Source organism: Lysobacter hankyongensis (assembly GCF_039543145.1).
GTDB classification, from domain to species: Bacteria; Pseudomonadota; Gammaproteobacteria; order Xanthomonadales; family Xanthomonadaceae; genus Lysobacter_I; species Lysobacter_I hankyongensis.
Genome location: NZ_BAABJE010000017.1, coordinates 165,803 through 183,027, shown reverse-complemented (window position 1 = coordinate 183,027; position 17,225 = coordinate 165,803). Strand labels below are relative to the sequence as shown.

General features: G+C 69.3%; 10 protein-coding genes and 1 pseudogene. 6 read left to right on the top strand and 5 right to left on the bottom strand.

Going from position 1 to position 17,225, the window contains the following annotated elements:
* Nucleotides 1–72: 72 nt before the first annotated feature.
* Together glgB and ABD974_RS16030 are read right to left on the bottom strand one after the other, a co-directional pair.
* Nucleotides 73–2,250 carry a 1,4-alpha-glucan branching protein GlgB gene (gene glgB, locus ABD974_RS16035; RefSeq protein WP_345304339.1) on the bottom strand — a complete coding sequence of 726 codons (2,178 nt, stop codon included), beginning with the start codon at nucleotides 2,248–2,250 and terminating at the stop codon, nucleotides 73–75.
* A gap of 2 nt (nucleotides 2,251–2,252) precedes the next feature.
* On the bottom strand, nucleotides 2,253–4,775 hold the full coding sequence (locus tag ABD974_RS16030) for a glycogen/starch/alpha-glucan phosphorylase (RefSeq protein WP_345304338.1): 2,523 nt from the start codon (nucleotides 4,773–4,775) through the stop codon (nucleotides 2,253–2,255).
* A gap of 300 nt (nucleotides 4,776–5,075) precedes the next feature.
* Between ABD974_RS16030 and ABD974_RS16025 the strand changes: the two genes are divergently transcribed.
* From ABD974_RS16025 to ABD974_RS16000, 6 genes and pseudogenes are all read left to right on the top strand, one after another.
* Complete coding sequence (locus tag ABD974_RS16025; RefSeq protein ID WP_345304337.1) at nucleotides 5,076–6,284, top strand: serine hydrolase; 1,209 nt, start codon at nucleotides 5,076–5,078, stop codon at nucleotides 6,282–6,284.
* A 20-nt stretch (nucleotides 6,285–6,304) separates the two neighbouring features.
* Nucleotides 6,305–6,943, top strand: coding sequence for an ion channel (locus ABD974_RS16020; RefSeq protein ID WP_345304336.1), 639 nt, complete (start codon nucleotides 6,305–6,307; stop codon nucleotides 6,941–6,943).
* 160 nt (nucleotides 6,944–7,103) lie between these two features.
* Entirely contained in the window at nucleotides 7,104–9,383 is a 2,280-nt protein-coding gene (locus ABD974_RS16015; RefSeq protein WP_345304335.1) for a winged helix-turn-helix domain-containing protein, read from the top strand.
* 171 nt (nucleotides 9,384–9,554) lie between these two features.
* A pseudogene (locus ABD974_RS16010) lies at nucleotides 9,555–10,464 on the top strand (helix-turn-helix domain-containing protein).
* A 164-nt stretch (nucleotides 10,465–10,628) separates the two neighbouring features.
* On the top strand, nucleotides 10,629–13,646 hold the full coding sequence (locus ABD974_RS16005; RefSeq protein ID WP_345304333.1) for a TonB-dependent receptor plug domain-containing protein: 3,018 nt from the start codon (nucleotides 10,629–10,631) through the stop codon (nucleotides 13,644–13,646).
* A gap of 336 nt (nucleotides 13,647–13,982) precedes the next feature.
* Nucleotides 13,983–14,957, top strand: coding sequence for an aspartyl/asparaginyl beta-hydroxylase domain-containing protein (locus ABD974_RS16000; protein ID WP_345304332.1), 975 nt, complete (start codon nucleotides 13,983–13,985; stop codon nucleotides 14,955–14,957).
* Between the two features lie 42 nt (nucleotides 14,958–14,999).
* On the opposite strand, the gene ABD974_RS15995 is transcribed toward ABD974_RS16000, so the two are convergent.
* The 3 genes from ABD974_RS15995 to ABD974_RS15985 all read right to left on the bottom strand — a co-directional run bounded on the left by ABD974_RS15995 (nucleotide 15,000) and on the right by ABD974_RS15985 (nucleotide 17,134).
* The gene (locus ABD974_RS15995; RefSeq protein ID WP_345304331.1) at nucleotides 15,000–15,869 is read right to left on the bottom strand and encodes a hypothetical protein; all 870 of its coding nucleotides are present in this window, start codon (nucleotides 15,867–15,869) and stop codon (nucleotides 15,000–15,002) included.
* Between the two features lie 149 nt (nucleotides 15,870–16,018).
* Nucleotides 16,019–16,573, bottom strand: a complete 555-nt coding sequence (gene ppa, locus ABD974_RS15990; RefSeq protein ID WP_345304330.1) for an inorganic diphosphatase — start codon at nucleotides 16,571–16,573, stop codon at nucleotides 16,019–16,021.
* Nucleotides 16,574–16,762: 189 nt separating this feature from the next.
* Nucleotides 16,763–17,134 carry an OmpA family protein gene (locus ABD974_RS15985; RefSeq protein WP_345304455.1) on the bottom strand — a complete coding sequence of 124 codons (372 nt, stop codon included), beginning with the start codon at nucleotides 17,132–17,134 and terminating at the stop codon, nucleotides 16,763–16,765.
* Nucleotides 17,135–17,225 lie beyond the last annotated feature (91 nt).

The window sequence follows — 17,225 nt, the reverse complement described above, 5'->3', positions numbered from 1 at the left end:
CGGATCGCAGGCAGGTCGCGACTTGCGTCGCTCCTGCGAAAGGCGAGAAACCGGCGTTCAGGCGATGGTCGATCATGCCGGCACCAGGATCAGCGTCGACAGCGGCGGCAGGGTGAGCGCGAGCGAACGTGCGTGGCCGCCGGCCGGCACCTGTTCGACGTGCAGCGCCTGTGCGCCGTTGCCGAGGTCGCTGCCGCCGTAGTGGCGCGAGTCGGTGTTGAGGGCTTCGCGCCACGCGGCGGCGCCGTCGTCGGGCACGCCGAGACGATAGCCCTGTCGCGGCACCGGCGTGAAATTGCAGATCACCAGCGCGCTGCCGCCGTCGCCGTCGCGGCGGATCCACGCGAACACCGACTGGTCGCGATCGTCGCCGACCAGCCACGCGAAGCCGGCTGCGACGCAGTCGAGCCGGTGCAGCGCCGGGATGTCGCGATAGACGCGGTTGAGATCGCGGACGAGATCGCGCATGCCGGCATGGCGCACGTCCTCCAGCAGATGCCAGGGCAGCGCTTCGTCGTGGCGCCATTCGTGGGGCTGCGCGAATTCCTGGCCCATGAACAGCAGTTTCTTGCCCGGATGGCCCCACATGAAGCCGAGATAGGCGCGCAGGTTGGCGAAGCGCTGCCAGTCGTCGCCGGGCATCTTCTGCAGCAGCGAGCCCTTGCCGTGCACCACTTCGTCGTGCGACAGCGGCAGCACGAAGTTCTCGCTGAAGGCGTAGACCAGGCCGAAGGTCATCAGGTCGTGATGCCAGCGCCGGTGCACGGGATCTTCGTGCACGTAGCGCAGCGTGTCGTTCATCCAGCCCATGTTCCATTTGTAGTGGAAGCCGAGGCCGCCGACGTGCGTGGGCGCGGACACGCCGGGAAAACTGGTGGACTCTTCGGCCAGCGTGATCGCGCCGGGCATGTCGCCGCCGATCCGCGCGTTGATCGTCTGCAGCAGCGAGATCGCTTCGAGGTTCTCGCGGCCGCCGAACGCGTTCGGAATCCACTCGCCTTCGTTGCGGGAGTAGTCGCGATACAGCATCGACGCCACCGCGTCCACGCGCAGGCCGTCGATGCCGTACTGCTCCAGCCAGTGCAGTGCGCTGCCGGCGAGGAAGGCGCGCACTTCGGTGCGGCCGAAGTTGTAGATCAGCGTGCCCCAGTCGCGGTGTTCGCCTTCCTTCGGGTCGGCGTATTCGAACAGCGCGGTGCCGTCGAAGCGGGCGAGGCCGTGCGCGTCCTTCGGGAAATGCGCCGGCACCCAGTCGATCAGCACGCCGAGCCCGCGCGCATGGCAGGCGTCGACGAAGCGCGCGAAACCTTCGGGCGCGCCGAAGCGCGCGGTCGGCGCGAACATTCCCAGGGTCTGATAGCCCCAGGAACCGTCGAACGGATGCTCGGACACCGGCAGCAGTTCGATGTGGGTGAAGCCGAGGTCGGCGGCGTAGGCCGGCAACTGCGCGGCGAGCGCATCCCAGTCGGGAAAGCCGTCGTGCGCATCGCGCCGCCACGAGCCCGGATGCACTTCGTAGATGCTGATCGGCGCGTGGCGATCGTTGGCGGCGGCGCGCTCCGGCGGCAGCATGCGCGGCGGCATCGGCGCGGCGACCCGGCTGGCGGTGCCCGGACGCAATTCCGACGCACGTGCGAAAGGATCGGCCTTCGCCGGCAGCAGGGTGCCGTCGCCCGCGATCAGTTCGAACTTGTAGAGATCGCCGGTGACGACGTGCGGCACGAAGATTTCCCACACGCCGGCGGTGTGGCGCAGACGCATCGGGTGGCGGCGGCCGTCCCAGCCGTTGAAATCGCCGACGACGCTGACGCGGCGCGCGTTCGGGGCCCACACCGCGAAGCGCACGCCGTCGATGCCAGCGATGGTGCAGGGGTGCGCGCCGAGGAAGGTATGCGGCCGCAGTTCGCGGCCGTCGCGGAAATCCGCGAGCTGGTCTTCGTCGAGCTGCGGGCCGAAGGCGTAGGCGTCGCAATAGGTGCCGGTTTCGCCGCTCTGCCAGCGCACGCGCAGCCGGTAGTCGAAGCGCTTGCGCCGCAGCGGCACGCGCGCCTCGAAGAAACCGTCGCGATGGTGGAGCAGATCGGTGAGCGCGCGGCCGTTGGCGGCATCCAGCACCTCCACCGATTCCGCGCCCGGCAGCAGCGCGCGCAGCCACAGTTTGCCGTCGGCATCGGCATGCAGACCGAGCACCGCGAACGGGTCGGCGTGCCGCGCCTCCAGCAGTGCCGCGATGTCCCCCTGTGCCAGCATGCTCAGCCCGACGTCCGTCCGGGTTCCGGCGCCAGGGCGTGGCCGGACCAGACCTTGTCGGCGTATTCGCGCACGGTGCGGTCGGTGGAGAAGAAGCCCATGCCGGCGATGTTGCGCAGCGCGCGGGCGTTCCATGCGGCGGGGTCGCGATACAGCGCGTCGACGCGCGCCTGGGTGGCGACGTAGTCGGCGAAGTCCGCGAGCAGCAGGTAGGGATCGGCGCCGAGCAGGCCGTCGACCAGCGCGCGGTAGCGCTTCGGTTCGCCAGGGCTGAAGCTGCCGTTGCCGATGGCGTCGAGCACGCCGCGCAGCGCGGCGTTCTGGCCGGCGATCCAGCGCGGGTCGTAACCGACCGCGCGCAGTGTCGCGATGTCGTCGGTGCGCAGGCCGAACACGAACATGTTCTCTTCGCCCATGGCTTGCGCCATTTCGATGTTGGCGCCGTCCCAGGTGCCGATGGTCAGCGCGCCGTTCATCGCGAACTTCATGTTGCCGGTGCCCGAGGCTTCGGTGCCGGCGGTGGAGATCTGTTCGGACAGATCGGCGGCGGGAATGATGGTTTCGGCGAGGCTCACGCCGTAGTTCGGCAGGAACACCACCTTGAGCTTGCCGCCGAGCCGCGGGTCGCTGTTGACGGTGCGGCCGATGTCGTGGGCGAGGCGGATGATCTGCTTGGCGGTGTGGTAGGCCGAGGCGGCCTTGCCGGCGAGGATCACGGTGCGCGGTACCCAGCCTTGCCCATCGGGGCCGTCGGGCTGCGCCAGCATCGCCTGGTAGCGCGCGACCACGTGCAGCAGGTTCAGCAGTTGCCGCTTGTATTCGTGGATGCGCTTGATCTGTACGTCGAACAGCGAATCCGGATCGACCTCGATGCCGAGTTCGTCGCGGATCAGCGCGGTGAGCCGCAGTTTGTTCGTGCGCTTGACCGCGGCCAGCCGCGCGCCGAGCGCGGCGTCGTCCGCGCGTTCACGCAATGCATCGAGCCCGCCGAGGTCGCGGCGCCAGCCATTGCCGATGGTGTCGTCGAGCAGCGCCGACAGGCCGGGGTTGGCCTGCTGCAGCCAGCGCCGCGGCGTGACGCCGTTGGTGACGTTGATGAAGCGCTCGGGAAAGAGCTTCGCGAAGTCGGCGAAGATGGTGTCGACCATCAGGTCCGAATGCAGCTTGGCGACGCCGTTGACCCGGTGCGAGGCCAGCACCGCCAGCGCGGCCATCTTCACCCGCCGGCCCTGGGTTTCGTCGATCAGCGAAACGCTGCGCACCAGCGCTTCCGCGCCGGGATGACGCTGGCGGACGCTGTTGAGGAAGTCGTGGTTGAGGCGATAGATGATTTCGAGATGGCGCGGCAGCAGCGCTTCGAACATCCGCAGCGGCCAGGTTTCCAGCGCTTCGGGCATCAGCGTGTGGTTGGTGTACGACACCGCGCGGCGGGTGATCGCCCAGGCGTCGTCCCAGGCGAGATTGTGCTCGTCCACCAGCAGGCGCATGAGTTCGGCCGGCGCCAGCGCGGGGTGGGTGTCGTTGAGATGGATCGCGTTGCCGTGGCCCAGTTGTTCCAGCGCACGGCCTTCGCCGAGATGGCGGGCGATGAGATCCTGCAGCGAGGCGCTGACCAGCAGCGCTTCCTGTTTCAGGCGCAGTTCGCGGCCGGCATCGGTGCTGTCGTCGGGGTAGAGCACCCAGTTCAGGGCGTCTGCAGCGACCTGATGGCGCGCGGCGCCGGCATGGTCGCCGCGGCAGAACGCCGCGAAGTCGATCGGTTCCTCGGCGCTGGCCTGCCATTGGCGCAATGTGGACACGCGCTGGCCGTGATGCGCGGGCACCACGAAATCGAAGGCGCGCGCGACCACGCGTTCGGCAGGCTGCCAGCGGCGGCCGCCGATGCCGTCGGAGCCGACGCTGCCGCCGAAACCGACGATGTATTCGACGTCCGGGCGTTCGATGTCCCAGAGCGCGCCGTGGCGCAGCCAGTCGTCGGGGCGCTCGATCTGGCGGCCGTCCTGGGTCGCCTGCGCGAACATGCCGTAGCGGTAGCGCAGGCCGTAGCCGAACGACGCCAGCCCGGTTTCGGCGAACGAATCGAGGAAGCAGGCGGCGAGCCGGCCGAGGCCGCCGTTGCCGAGCGCGGCGTCGGGCTCGGCTTCGAGCACGTCGGCCAGCGACAGTCCGTGCGCGGCCAGTTCGCGCTGCAGTTCCGGCTCCAGTTTCAGCGCCGCGAGCGCGTTGCGCAGGGCGCGGCCCATCAGGAATTCCATCGACAGGTAGTGCACGCGGCGCTGCGACGGATCGCGACGCGCGTCCTCGGCCTGGGTCGCGGCCCAGCGTGCGGCCAGCGCATCGCGGCAGGTGTCGGCGGCGGCGCGCAGCGCGGCGCGTGCGGCCGGGACCGCATCGGATCCGGCGACGGAATCGCCGCGGACGGTCGCCAACGCGGCGCGGAACGCCGGCAGAAGATCCGTCGCGGCAGATGCCGTCGCCGGTCTCCGGGTGTCGTCGCGCGTCGCGCTGGAATCGATCTGATGCATGTATCGCTCTCCGCAGGGGACCTGCACGGGTCCGGGGTACGGCGGTCGCGAACGACCCCGTCTCGTAAACCCACGAAGCTTAGGAGCCGCATGCCGCCGGAGCGACCCCGCTACAATCGTATTCACCGGGAGAGTGGGCGCGCGGGGCCGGAACGCGGTGTTGCATACGTATTCATGCCGTGCAGTCCGCACGGTCTTTTTTGCGATGCAGCATCGTTCGCCGCAGATTCCGGCGCGACTACGGCACGACCTCCTGCGCGACGGGCGTCGCCACCGCCATCCCACGACGAGGTCCATTGCATGCATCGACGCGAATTCCTGGCTCTCGGTGCGTTGAGTCTGGGCGGGGCCATGGCCGCGCGATCGGCGCAGGCGGGCGCGCCGGTCGATGCGATCTGGTCCGAGGTCTTCGCGCGGATGCCGCCGGCACTGGCCGCGGTCGCGAGCGATCCCGTCCATGCGGTCCAGGTGCGCTGGCTGCGCGGCGAGCGCGATGCCGATGGCGCGCGGCGCTGGTCCACGCACGATTGGGGCATGACCCCGCGACGCTGGTTTCCCGCGGCCAGCGTGGCCAAGTTGCCGATGGCGCTGCTGATGGCCGAAGCGGTGCAGGCCGCGGGCGGCGATGCGGACAGCGTGCTGCGCCTGCATGCGCCACCGATCACGGGCGAATGGGGCGAGGAAGCGCTGGACGAATCGTTCGCCCGTGGGTTGGCCCGCACCTTCGCGGTCAGCGAGAACGTGCCGTTCAACCGCTGGTACGCACTGCTCGGCGTCGACGCGGTGCACCGGCGCCTGGCCGAGTTGGGCTATCCGCATGTGCGCCTGATCGCGCGTCTGGGGTCGTCCGACATCGACGCGAACCGGCGCAGCGGCGGCGGCCAGCTGCTGTCTTCGCGCGGAGATCAGCTGCGGAGTTTTCCGCCCGCCGTGGCCATCGCGCGACGGTTTCCGTTCGGCGCGGCGTTGCTGGGCGACGGCTGGCGCAACGACGACGGCAGCATCACCCCGGGGCCGCACGATTTCTCGCATGCGAACTTCCTGCCGCTGGCCGACGCGCTGCGCATGCTGCAGGCGTTCCTGCGCCCGGACTCGGTGCCGGCGTCGCAGCGCTGGCGGATCGACGATCCGCTGCGCGCGCGTCTGCTGCGCGCCCTGAGTCTGCGTCCGCGCGACAGCGTCGATCCGGTCTATCCCGAGACCGACCATCCGGACGGCCATGCGCGCTGGTTCCTTGTCGGCGATGGCCGTGCGCGCTATCCCGACGGCGTGACCGTGTTCGGCAAGAGCGGCATGGCCTACGGCTCGCTCAGCGAAGTGGCCTGCATGGTCGATCGCGCATCGGGCGTGGAGTGCCTGCTGGCCGCCAGCATCCGGGTCAACGCCGACGGCATCTACAACGACGACCGTTACGAATACGACGGCATCGGCCTGCCGTTCATGGCAGCATTGGGACGTGCGGTGCTCGATGTCGAGCGCCATCGCAGTGCGGGAGGCGCGCGCGGATGAACATGACGATGCGGCGGTGGATGCGGAATCCCTCGCGGACGCTGCTGTGGGTGCAACTGCTCGCGCTGCTGCTGTATCCCTTCGTCGGCGACAGCCGCGCGGGCCACATCGTGTCGACCGCGATCAGTGTCGGCGTGCTGTCGGCCGCGGTGTGGATGGTGCACCGCTCGCCGCGACCGGGCTGGATCGCGGGCGTGCTCGCCGCGATCGGCGTCGGCGCGTGGATCGCCCACAACGTCACCGGCAGCGTCGCGCTCGGTGCGCTGGGGGCCGCCGGTTACGCCGCCGCGTATTTCTATGCCGCGGTGTCGCTGATCTCGTACATGATGAGCGACGAGCGCGCGACCCGCGACGAACTGTGGGCGGCCGGCGCGACCTTCATGCTGTTCGCCGAGGCCTACGCCTGGCTGTTCATGCTTTGCCAGCAGTGGCAGCCCGATGCGTTCCTGGCACCGGGCGGCAAGGTCCGTCCGCTGGACTGGGTGGAACTGCTGTTCCTCAGCGCGACCAACTTCTCGGCCACCGGCCTGAGCGACATCATTCCGTTGTCGCCGCATGCGCGCACCCTGGTCATCGTCGAACAGTGGAACGGCGTGATGTACATGGCGCTGATCGTGTCGCGGCTCGCCGGCATGCTCGGCCGCACGCGCGCGAACTGAGACGCTCGGCCGCTGTGCCGAGTTTGGCGGCCTGGATGTCCTTCCTTGACCCGTCGTCCAGTGACCTGCGGCACTGTGTCGAAGGGCGGGTTGGGTGCAGTCTGCTGCGACGGCCTTTCGCCACGACCGGCGCGCATGCGTCCCACTCCGGGCTTTGCCGATGCTGAAATCCCACGCCAACCTGCTTGAGCCGCGCCCGTCCGATCGTCTGCGGATCGGCGACCGCGTCGTCGACATTCCGTTGCGCGAGATCGCGCCGCTGGACGGCGGCGAGCCGGTGCGGGTGACGCTGAAGTCGCTCGGCGTGCTGCTGGTGCTGGTGGCGCATGCGGGCCGGCCGGTGAGTCGCGAGGCGCTGCTGGAATGGGTGTGGCCGGACACCTTGCCCACCGACGACGTGATCACCCAGGCGATCACGCAGCTGCGCAAGGCGCTTGGCGACGACCGCGAGCGCCCGCGTTACATCGAGACGCTGGCGAAGCAGGGCTACCGCCTGATCGCGTCGATCGAATGGCAGGTGGCGCCGGACGCGCCGCCCGCGGACGCGCCGGCGGCCGCCGCGACGGCGGAATTGTCCGCGCCGCGCGCGCGCAGGCGCTGGGTCGTGCCGGCGTCCGCCGCCGCCGGCGTGGTTCTGAGCCTGTTCGCCGCCGGCTATCTGCTCGAACTGCGTCCGAAGGCCAGCACCGACGACCTGGCAGTACCGTCGTCGGGTGCGCCGACCACGGCGCAGCGCCTCGAATTCCAGCGCATCGCCTCGATGCCCGCCGCCGAGGAACGGCCCAGCCTGTCGCCCGACGGCGCGCTGGTCGTCTACACCCGCAGCGGCAAGCAGGGCGCCAGCGCGACCCTGATGCTGCAGACCTCCACCGCCACCCCGCCGCGGGCGCTGACCGAAGCGGTGCCCGGACAGTACGACCTGATGCCGGCGTGGTCGCCCGACGGCCGCGAGATCGCGTTCGTGCGCAGCGGCCCGGACCGGTGCCAGGTGATGGTGATTCCCGCCGCCGGCGGCAGCGCGCGCGAGATCGGCGACTGCATCGGAGGCGAATCGCATCCGCTGGCGTGGTATCCGGACGGCCGCGCGCTGGTCGGTGCGCGCCGCACCGGCGATGGCACCCGCACCGGCGCCGAGAAGGCGCTGTACCGGATGGCGCTCGATGTCGGCCGCTGGGAACGGATTCCCTACGCCCGCTCGCCCGCGGACGAAGACCTGTCGCCCGTGGTGTCGCCGGACGGGCGCTGGATCGCGTTCCAGCGCAACGTCTCGCTGGCCGACCTGTGGCGGATCCCGGTCGGCGGCGGCACGCCGCAGCGGCTGACCGATCTGCGCACCAACATCTACGGTCTGGCGTGGACGCCGGACAGCCGCGGCCTGCTGTTCACGCGCTATCGCGACGGCAAGGTGGTGCTGTCGACGCTGGATCTGGACAGCGGCCGCATCGTCGACCACCCGGGCGGCGAAAGCAGTTTCATGTTCCCCTCGGTTTCCGCCGGCGACGGCACGGTCGCGTTCGAGGTCGAGAACATGCGCTCGATCGCGCGTCGGCTCGCGATCGACGATGGCGAAGCGGCGCTGGGCAGGTCGGAGGTGGTGTTCGAGAGCACCGGCTCCAACATCCTGCCCTCGGTCGCGCCCGACGGCCGCCAGGTGCTGTTCGTGTCCGATCGCACCGGCGACATGCGCCTGTGGTGGCAGGACGCGAGCCGTCCGGACACCCTGCGCTCGTTCGCGGACTTCATCCCGATGCCGCGGCATCCGGTGATGTGGCATCCGGAGTCGCAGCGCGCGCTCGCCATCGGCCGCGCGCCGGGCGGTACCGCGGGCGTCTACGAGATCGAGCCCGCACGCGGCCGCATGACCCGGCTGGCGGTGCCCGATCGCGATCCCGTGCATGTCGCCTATCACCCGGACCCGAACCGCCTGCTGGTGGTCGCCGACCGCGGCGGCGGCCGGCTCGGGGTCACGCTCTACGACCGCAGCGCGCGCCCGTGGCGGGCGCTCGCACAGGTGTCCGACGTGGCGGTGGCGGTGGTCGATCCGCGCCATCGCCGGATCGTGCTGGCCCGCACGGCCACCCCGGAACTGCTCGGCGCCGACCTCGACCTGCGCCATGTCCGCGCCGTCGACCGGGTGATCAACCAGCGCCGCAACCGCATGCTGGTGAGCACCTCGGACGGGGTGCGGGTGATGGATGCGCGCGGCTGCGCCCTGTACTGGCGACGGGTCGCCGTCGATGCCGCGGACAAGGACGCGCAGCAGAGCGGCCGCTGTCTCGGCAGCGAGGGATGGTGGCTCGAAGGCGTGACCTACGCCGCCGCCGCAGGTGCGGTCTACGTGTCGGTGATCCAGGACATGCAGACCGACATCGGCGTCGCGCCGATCCCGAGCGTCGGCGGCGGTCCGGCATCGATCGTCCGCCCGGTCGCAAGTCGTTGATCCGTAAGGTTTCGGAACGATTTCGGAACGGATTCGCGTTGATTTAGGCGAAATCTCCACGGAATTTCCTGCTGCTCCGCCGCGATCCGGTCACACCGGAGACCACACTCGGCACGGAGCGCAGACATGCAACTCGAACACGCGACAGCGACCCCACGCATTCCCCCGTCCATGGTCCGCCACCACGCGCTGGCGGATCGTGGCGGCACGGTGGATCTCGAACACGGCCCCCATCTGAGCGCCGTCCGCTGGCTCGCGGTCGCGCGCATGGGCAGCGTCCGCGCCGGGGGTGGTTTCTCGGTCTGGTTCCAACTGCGCGGACGTACCCGGGTGCAGGCGCGGGAGGGCAGTTTCGTCCTCAACCCGGGAGAGTGGCTGGCGCTGGATCGCGATTCGGCCCCGGAGCTGGTGGCCGCACGGCATGGCGCGACCCTCGGTCTGCTGTTGCCCGCCGATCCAGGCGGCGCCCGGCGCGCCGACCTCTTGCCGGGGCGCGGCGTCATGAGTCGTCGCGATCTGCGCATTGCCATCCGCCTGTGGCGCAACGGTCGCGACGCCGGCGCCGGCCGGCCGGGCGGCCAGGATGCGGCTTCGCGCGCGCTCGGCGCGATGCTGCTGCACCTGTGCGCGCTGCAGCGCGATCTGGATCGCGGCATCTCGCGTTGTCCGGGGCGTTCGGTGCGGCGCAAGCGCCAGGTGTTCGGACGCCTGCAGCGCGCGCGGTTGTTCCTGGACGGGCATCGCGACCGCGTAGTGCGCCTCGGCGAACTCGCCGAGCTGACCAGTTTCTCCAGCTGGTATCTGTCGAAGACCTTCCACGAGATCTACGACGAGAGTCCGCAGGCCGCGTCGGTCCGCCTGCGTCTGGAGCACGCCTGCGAACTGCTCGCCGCCACCGACGATGCGATCAGCGAGATCGGCGCGTGCTGCGGTTTCGACAACAGCTGCAGCTTCGCGCGCGCGTTCCGTGCGCGCTATCGCACCACCGCCACCGCCTGGCGCGAAGCGTCGCGGCGTGATGCCAAGGTCGGCACAGGCACGAAACCCGCGGCGCAAAGCGGCGCATCGGCGCGAAACGTAATGTGGTCCGAGCTTTAACGCCGCGCTAACGCGATGCCGCGAGACGCAGCGATGCATTCGCGCATCGCCGTGCGTCCGCTTCGAAGGCATCCGCACATTCCTGCAACAACTTCTCACGCCGATTTTTACGCTCATTTCTCACGCTCATTTTTCATGGAGACGACGATGACCCCATCCCATCCGCACGCCATCGCGCCGGCCGCGCTGCCGTTCGCCATCGCGGCCGCGCTCGCTTCGGGCGCGCTGATGCCTGCCGTCGCGCAGGCCCAGGACGCCGAAACGCAGGACGAACTCGACACCGTCGTCGTCACCGGTTCGCGCATTCCGCGCGCCGCCGAAGTGGAAAGCACCTCGCCGGTGCTGACCATCGATCGCGCAGCGATCGAGGCCACCGGCCTCACGTCGGTCGGCGACATCCTGTTCAACATCGCCGCCAGCGACGGCGGTGCGCTGCGCAACGTCACTACCGGCACCAACGGCAGCGACGGCACCCAGAACATCTCGCTGCGCGGTCTCGGCGCCAACCGCACGCTGATCCTGGTCAACGGCCGCCGCTGGATCACCGCCGGCATCACCAACGCCGCGGTGGTCGATCTCAACTCCATCCCGATCTCGGTGGTCGAGCGCATCGAAGTGCTGAAGGACGGCGCGTCGGCGATCTACGGTTCCGACGCTATCGCCGGCGTGATCAACGTGATCACCCGCAAGAATTTCGAAGGCGCCGAAGCCAACGTCTATCTCGGCGGCTACAGCAAGGGCGACGGCTTCCAGCAGTCCTACGATTTCACCGTCGGCGCGGGCAGCGATCGCTGGAACGCGGTGTTCAGCATCGCCTACCAGGACCAGGAGCCGGTGTATGCCGGCGACCGCGAAATCTCGTCGGTGCCGGTGTACGGCGGCGGCGATCTGGCCTCGGGCGGCCTGTTCGGTTCGGGCACCAGCCTGCGCGGCAATTTCACCCGCTGCGCCGGCGCGCTCACGCCCACCGCGTCCGGTTTCCAGACCTGCACGCCGGTGGCCGGCGGCCCGTACACGCTCACGCCGGGCGAAGACGGCCGCCAGGCCACCGATTTCCGCGCCTTCATCAACTACACCGTCGACGGCTCAGGCAGCTCCGACCGCTACAACTTCGCGCCGGTGAACTATCTGCTGCAGCCGATCGAACGCTTCAACGTCTACGGCCAGGCCAGCCTGCGCCTGACCGACCGCATCAACTTCAACGCGATGGCGACCTACGTCCAGCGCAGTTCGGACCAGCAGTTGGCCGAAGTGCCGCTGACCATGGACGTGCGCGGTCTCGCCGGCCCGCAGTGGGCGTTCGCGCCGACCGCCGGCAACGTCTTCAACCCGTTCGGGCAGGATCTGCGCCAGGCCAATTTCCGCGCGCTCGCGGTCGGCCCGCGCAAACCCTATTTCGACAACGACAACCTCGCGGTGACGCTGTCGTTCGACGGCGCCTTCGATCTGGCCGGTCGCGATCTGTACTGGGATGTCGGCTATTCCTATCTGGATTCGCGCATCGCCCAGCGTGGCGAGAATTTCATCAACCTGTTCAACCTGCGCCGCGCGGTCGGCGACTCCCGCCGCAACCCGGTCACCGGCGCGCTGGAATGCCTCGACGGTTCCGGCGCGGTGATCGCCGGCTGCGTGCCGTTCAACGTCTTCGGCGGTCCCGATCTCGGCCTCGGCGCGGGCGTGATCACGCGCGAAGAATACGAGGCGATGGTCGACTACATCAGCTACACGCAGAACGCGCTGCAGCAGATGACGACGAAGGACTACTTCGCCAACCTGTCGGGCTCGATCGTCGACCTGCCGGCCGGTCCGCTGGGCTTCGCGGTCGGTCTCGAACATCGTCGCACCGCCTTCAACAACCAGCCCGATGCGCTGGTGGCCGGCGGCGGTTCCTCGTCCAACTTCACCGAGCCGACCAACGGCAAGGTCAACGTCGACGAAATCTACGCCGAACTGAACATTCCGCTGCTGGCCGACCTGCCGTTCGCCAAGCTGCTGGAAGTGAATCTCGCGGCGCGCAAGTCGGACTACGACTCCAGCGGTTTCTTCGGCGGCACCTCGGTCGATCCCGACATCGGCGGCGACACCTCGAAGAAGATCGGCGTCAAATGGCAGGTGATGGACGACCTGATGTTCCGCGGCACCTTCTCCGAATCCTTCCGCGCGCCCGACGTGCTCGACCTGTATCTCGGCGGCGCCGAAAGCTTCCCGGCCGCGATCGATCCCTGCAACACCGCGAACATCGCCCTCGCCACCACCGATGCCGCGCGCTGCGTCGCGGACGGCGTGCCCGGCGCCGGCGTGGCCCAGCCGAACGGGCAGATCCGCTCGCTGCAGGGCGGCAACCCGGACCTGCAGCCGGAATTCGGCGAGACCAAGAGTTTCGGCGTGGTCTACAGCCCGAGTTGGGCGCCGGGCCTGAACTTCACCCTCGACTGGTACAACATCACGCTCGAGGACGTGATCACCTTCCGCGGCACCCAAGCCATCCTCACCGCCTGCTACGGCGCGCCGGGCAGCGTCGGCGCCGCGCCGGACCCGGCCCAGCGCGCGCTGTTCTGTTCGTTCGTCACCCGCGACAACGTCGGCAACATCATCGACGTGCGCCAGAGCCAGTTCAATCTGGCGCAGGGCGAAGTCGAGGGCTACGACTTCCAGGTCACCTACGCCATGCCGGAGACCGCATGGGGCAAGTTCTCGTTCCAGTGGGACAGCACCTACTCGACCGACAACACCCTGTTCGGCGTGGTCGGCCAGTACAACGGCGCGCCGGCCTGGCGCCTGCGTTCGAACCTCACCACCTCGTGGCGCAAGGGCGACTGGGACGCGACCTGGGCGGTGCGCTACTACTCGGCGATGGACGAGGGCTGCCCGTTCGGCCCGAACTACTTCGAGTACGGCATCACGCCCACCGAACTGTGCGACAACGATGTGCTCGACGCGAACGGCAACCCGCTGCGCTTCGAGAACCGCATCGGCGCGCGGTTCTATCACGACGTGCAGGTCGGCTGGAAAACGCCGTGGAACGGCAAGATCAGCCTCGGCGCGCGCAATCTGTTCGGCAAGGAACCGCCGATCACCCGCAATTCGTTCGCGCATTCGTTCGACGGCGCCTACGACCTGCCGGGCGGTGGATTCTTTTATCTGCAGTACAACCAGAAGTTCTGAGCGCCGGGTTCGGGATCTCGGCGAGGGGTCTCTCTTGTCGATGCAGACGGACGACAGTCCGCCTGCATCGAATCAGGGATCCACTGTGGGAGCGACGGAAGTCGCGACAGGCTGCGGAAGGAATCTCTGCAATCCGTCGCGACTTCCGTCGCTCCCACAGGGGCTTCGATCATCGATCGGACCGTTTCATGGGCGCTATGGCCCCGGTCTCCCCGGGGCCGTGTCGTGTCCGGGCGTCCCGTCGGGCCGCCGGCCCGGGTTTGATCGGGCGCAAGCGGCAGGCGCGCGGAATCTGCCTAAAATGCCCGCCATCGCCAGCAATCCGGGGCCGCGGCCTTGAAACTCCAGGTACCTTTCATCCAGTTGCCGCTACTGTTCGACGCGGCCGTACTCGCACAGGAAATCGAGGCGCTGGGCGAGTCGGTGTGGAAGCCGCATCCGCAGGGCTTCGCCGGCAATTCGATGCTGCCGCTGCTTGCGGTGGACGGCGACCCGGACAACGAAGCCTTCGCCGGACGCATGCGGCCCACCGCGCACCTGCAGCGCTGCCCGTATCTGCGGCAGACGCTCGCCAGCTTCGGTGCCACCATCGGTCGCACCCGGCTGATGCGTCTGGCCGGGCAGGCCGAGGTCGCGCGCCACGCCGATCAGGGCTATTACTGGGTCGAACGCGTGCGCGTGCACGTGCCGCTGGTGACCCAGCCGACGGTCGCGTTCGAATGCGACGGCCACACCATCCACATGGCCGCCGGCGAATGCTGGATCTTCGATACCTGGCGCCAGCATCGCGTGCTCAACGACGCCGTGCAGTCGCGCATCCATCTGGTCTGCGACACCGTCGGCGGCGGCGCGTTCTGGGATCTGGTCGGCCACGGCCGCCCGCACGATGCGGACATCCCCGGCTGGCAGCCGCGTCGCGTGGTGCCAGATCCCGCGGCGCCGGCCGATTTCGCCTGCGAAGCGGTGAACCTGCCGGCGGTGATGAGCCCGTGGGAACTCGGCCAACACCTGTCGTTCCTGCTCGGCGAATGCCTGCCGCATCCGCAACTGCCGCAGTTGCAGCAGCACACCGCGCGGCTGATGCGGCAGTGGAAAGGCCTGTGGGCGCAGTACGGCGACGCCGCCGAAGGCCGCGCCAGTTTCCGCGCCGCGCTCGATGCCTATGCCCTGAGCGTGCGCCCGCTCGCGCAGGGCGTGATGCTGCGCAACGAGATGCCCTGGCTGCAGGTGATGACGGTGATGCTGGCGCGCACCGCGGTGGCCTCCGCCGATGCCCGCGCGGCGGCGAAACCGGCGGGCGAGTACGCCTGATCGCGCGGCGCGCGATCAGGCGTCGCGAGACCCGCGCCGCATTCACGCCGCCCGCTGTCTCCTGTCCGCGGCCGCATCGCATTCCAGCGCCGCGTTGACGAAGAAATCGCGCTGCAGGTCGGCGAAGCTGCGGTAGCCCTCGCGGGCGAGTTCGAGGATGCGTTCGCGCGGTTCCGGGCGATAGCGCGCCGCGAGTTCCAGCGCCTTCATCGCTTCGGCGAGGTGTTCGGCCTCGACGCCCTGCGATTCGAAGGTGGCGTGGATCGTGATCCATGCATACGCATGCACCAGTTTGCCGCCGAGCTCGACGCGGTAGTCGCGTTCGCGCAGGTACTGGTAGAAGCCTTCCTCGTGGCGTTCGGCGCGGAACACGCGGTCGATGATCGCGTACTCGCGGTCGGCCATCGATTCCGACGCGATATGCGTGCCGATCGAGCGGATCAGGGCTTCGGCGTCGTGCGCGACGCTGCCGTAGCAGGTGAAGGTGCGCGCGACCACGTCGCGCAGCCACGCGGGTGGTTCCGAAAGCGCGTTGCGTTCCGACAAGGTCAGCCCGGCGTAATCGGCCGCGGCCTTGCGCATGGCCTGGGCGAGGGTGCGATGCGGGACGCGATGGCCCTTGTCGAGGTGTTCGTCGACGGTGGCGTCCAGCACGTGCCCGGCGACATCCATGCCGCGCACGGCCTGCGCGCGATCGGGTTCGTTGGGATCGAGGAACAGGTCCTGCGATTCGCCGAGGTTGCCGGAAAGCTTCGCGACCAGCGCGCCGGCATACCCGTTCCAGCGGGTGTAGCGGTCGATGAACAGGAACTGCGCGAACGGGTCGCGCACGGCGGCGTCGCAGGCGCGGCGGATCGTGGCCTCCATGGCCTCCAGTTCGGCGGCGGTCTGGAATTCTTCGAGACGGAACATCGGTTCTCCGGCGGGGGCGGGGGGCTCGGCCTTCTGTATCCGCGGAGCGCACGGGGTCTGTCAAGCCGCGGGCGGCCGCGCGCGGTCCGCAACCGAAAAGCCCGCGCGGGCGCGGGCTTTTCGGTGGAAGCATCCGGGTCGCTGCGGACTCAGAACTTCGGCTTCTCGCCTTCCGGAGTCTCGTTGTAGCGCTCGATCGACTCCAGGATGATGCGCTTGGCTTCGTCGGCGTCGCCCCAGCCGTCGAGCTTCACCCACTTGCCCTTCTCCAGATCCTTGTAGTGCTCGAAGAAGTGGCCGATGCGCTCCAGCCAGTGCGGGCTGACCTGGCCGATGTCGGCGATGTGGCTGTAACCGGAGAACACCTTGTCCACCGGCACCGCCAGCAGTTTCTCGTCGCTGCCGGCTTCGTCCTTCATGCGCAGCACGCCGACCGGGCGCACGCGGATCACCGAGCCCGGCACCAGCGGCAGCGGCAGGATCACCAGCACGTCGGCAGGATCGCCGTCGCCGCAGAGCGTGTGCGGGACATAACCGTAGTTGCAGGGGTAACGCATGGGCGTGGACAGGATGCGGTCGACGAAGATCGCGCCGGTGGCCTTGTCCACTTCGTACTTGACCGGCTCCGCGTCCTTCGGGATTTCGATGATGACGTTGATTTCTTCCGGCGGATTCTTGCCGGTGGGGACGAGGTCCAGGCCCATGGCGGGTTCCATACGATGCGGGGAGGCGCGCATTCTACGCCGCCGCCTGCTGCGTCGCAGCATCCGCGGCGGCGATCCGCGCCGGGGCGAGCCGATGTCAGGGGCGATGCCCGGGCCGAAGTGCCGCCGGCAGACGTGCGAACGGCGGCCCGGAGGCCGCCGTTCGGGGTGACGCGCCGTGGATCCCGCTTACGGCATCTTCACCCGCACTTCCACCCGGCGGGCCTCGTCGGGGTTGCCGTCGCCGGTGGTCAGGGCCGGCTTCTCCAGATCGATCATGCCTTCGCCCACGCCTGCGGCGTACAGCGCTTCCTGCACCGCCTGGGCGCGCTTGCGCGCGATGTCGGCGTTCTTCGCCGGATCGCCGCTGGCGTCGTGGAAGCCCGAGATCACCGCGCGGGCCTGCGGGTTGGCCTTCAGCGTCGCGACCACCTTCTCCAGGGTCTGGGCGGCATCGGCCGGCACCGCGGTCGAGCCGGTGGGGAAATACAGCTTGGCGAAACCATCCGGCGCATCCGTGCCGGCCGCGGCGGCCTGCACGTCCGCGGCGGTCTGGGCCATGCCCGTGGTTGCCGCGGCCGCGGCGGCCGCTTCCGCCGCAGCGGCTTCGGCGGCGGCAGTGGCCTGGGCGACGGCCGCGTCGTGACCGGCC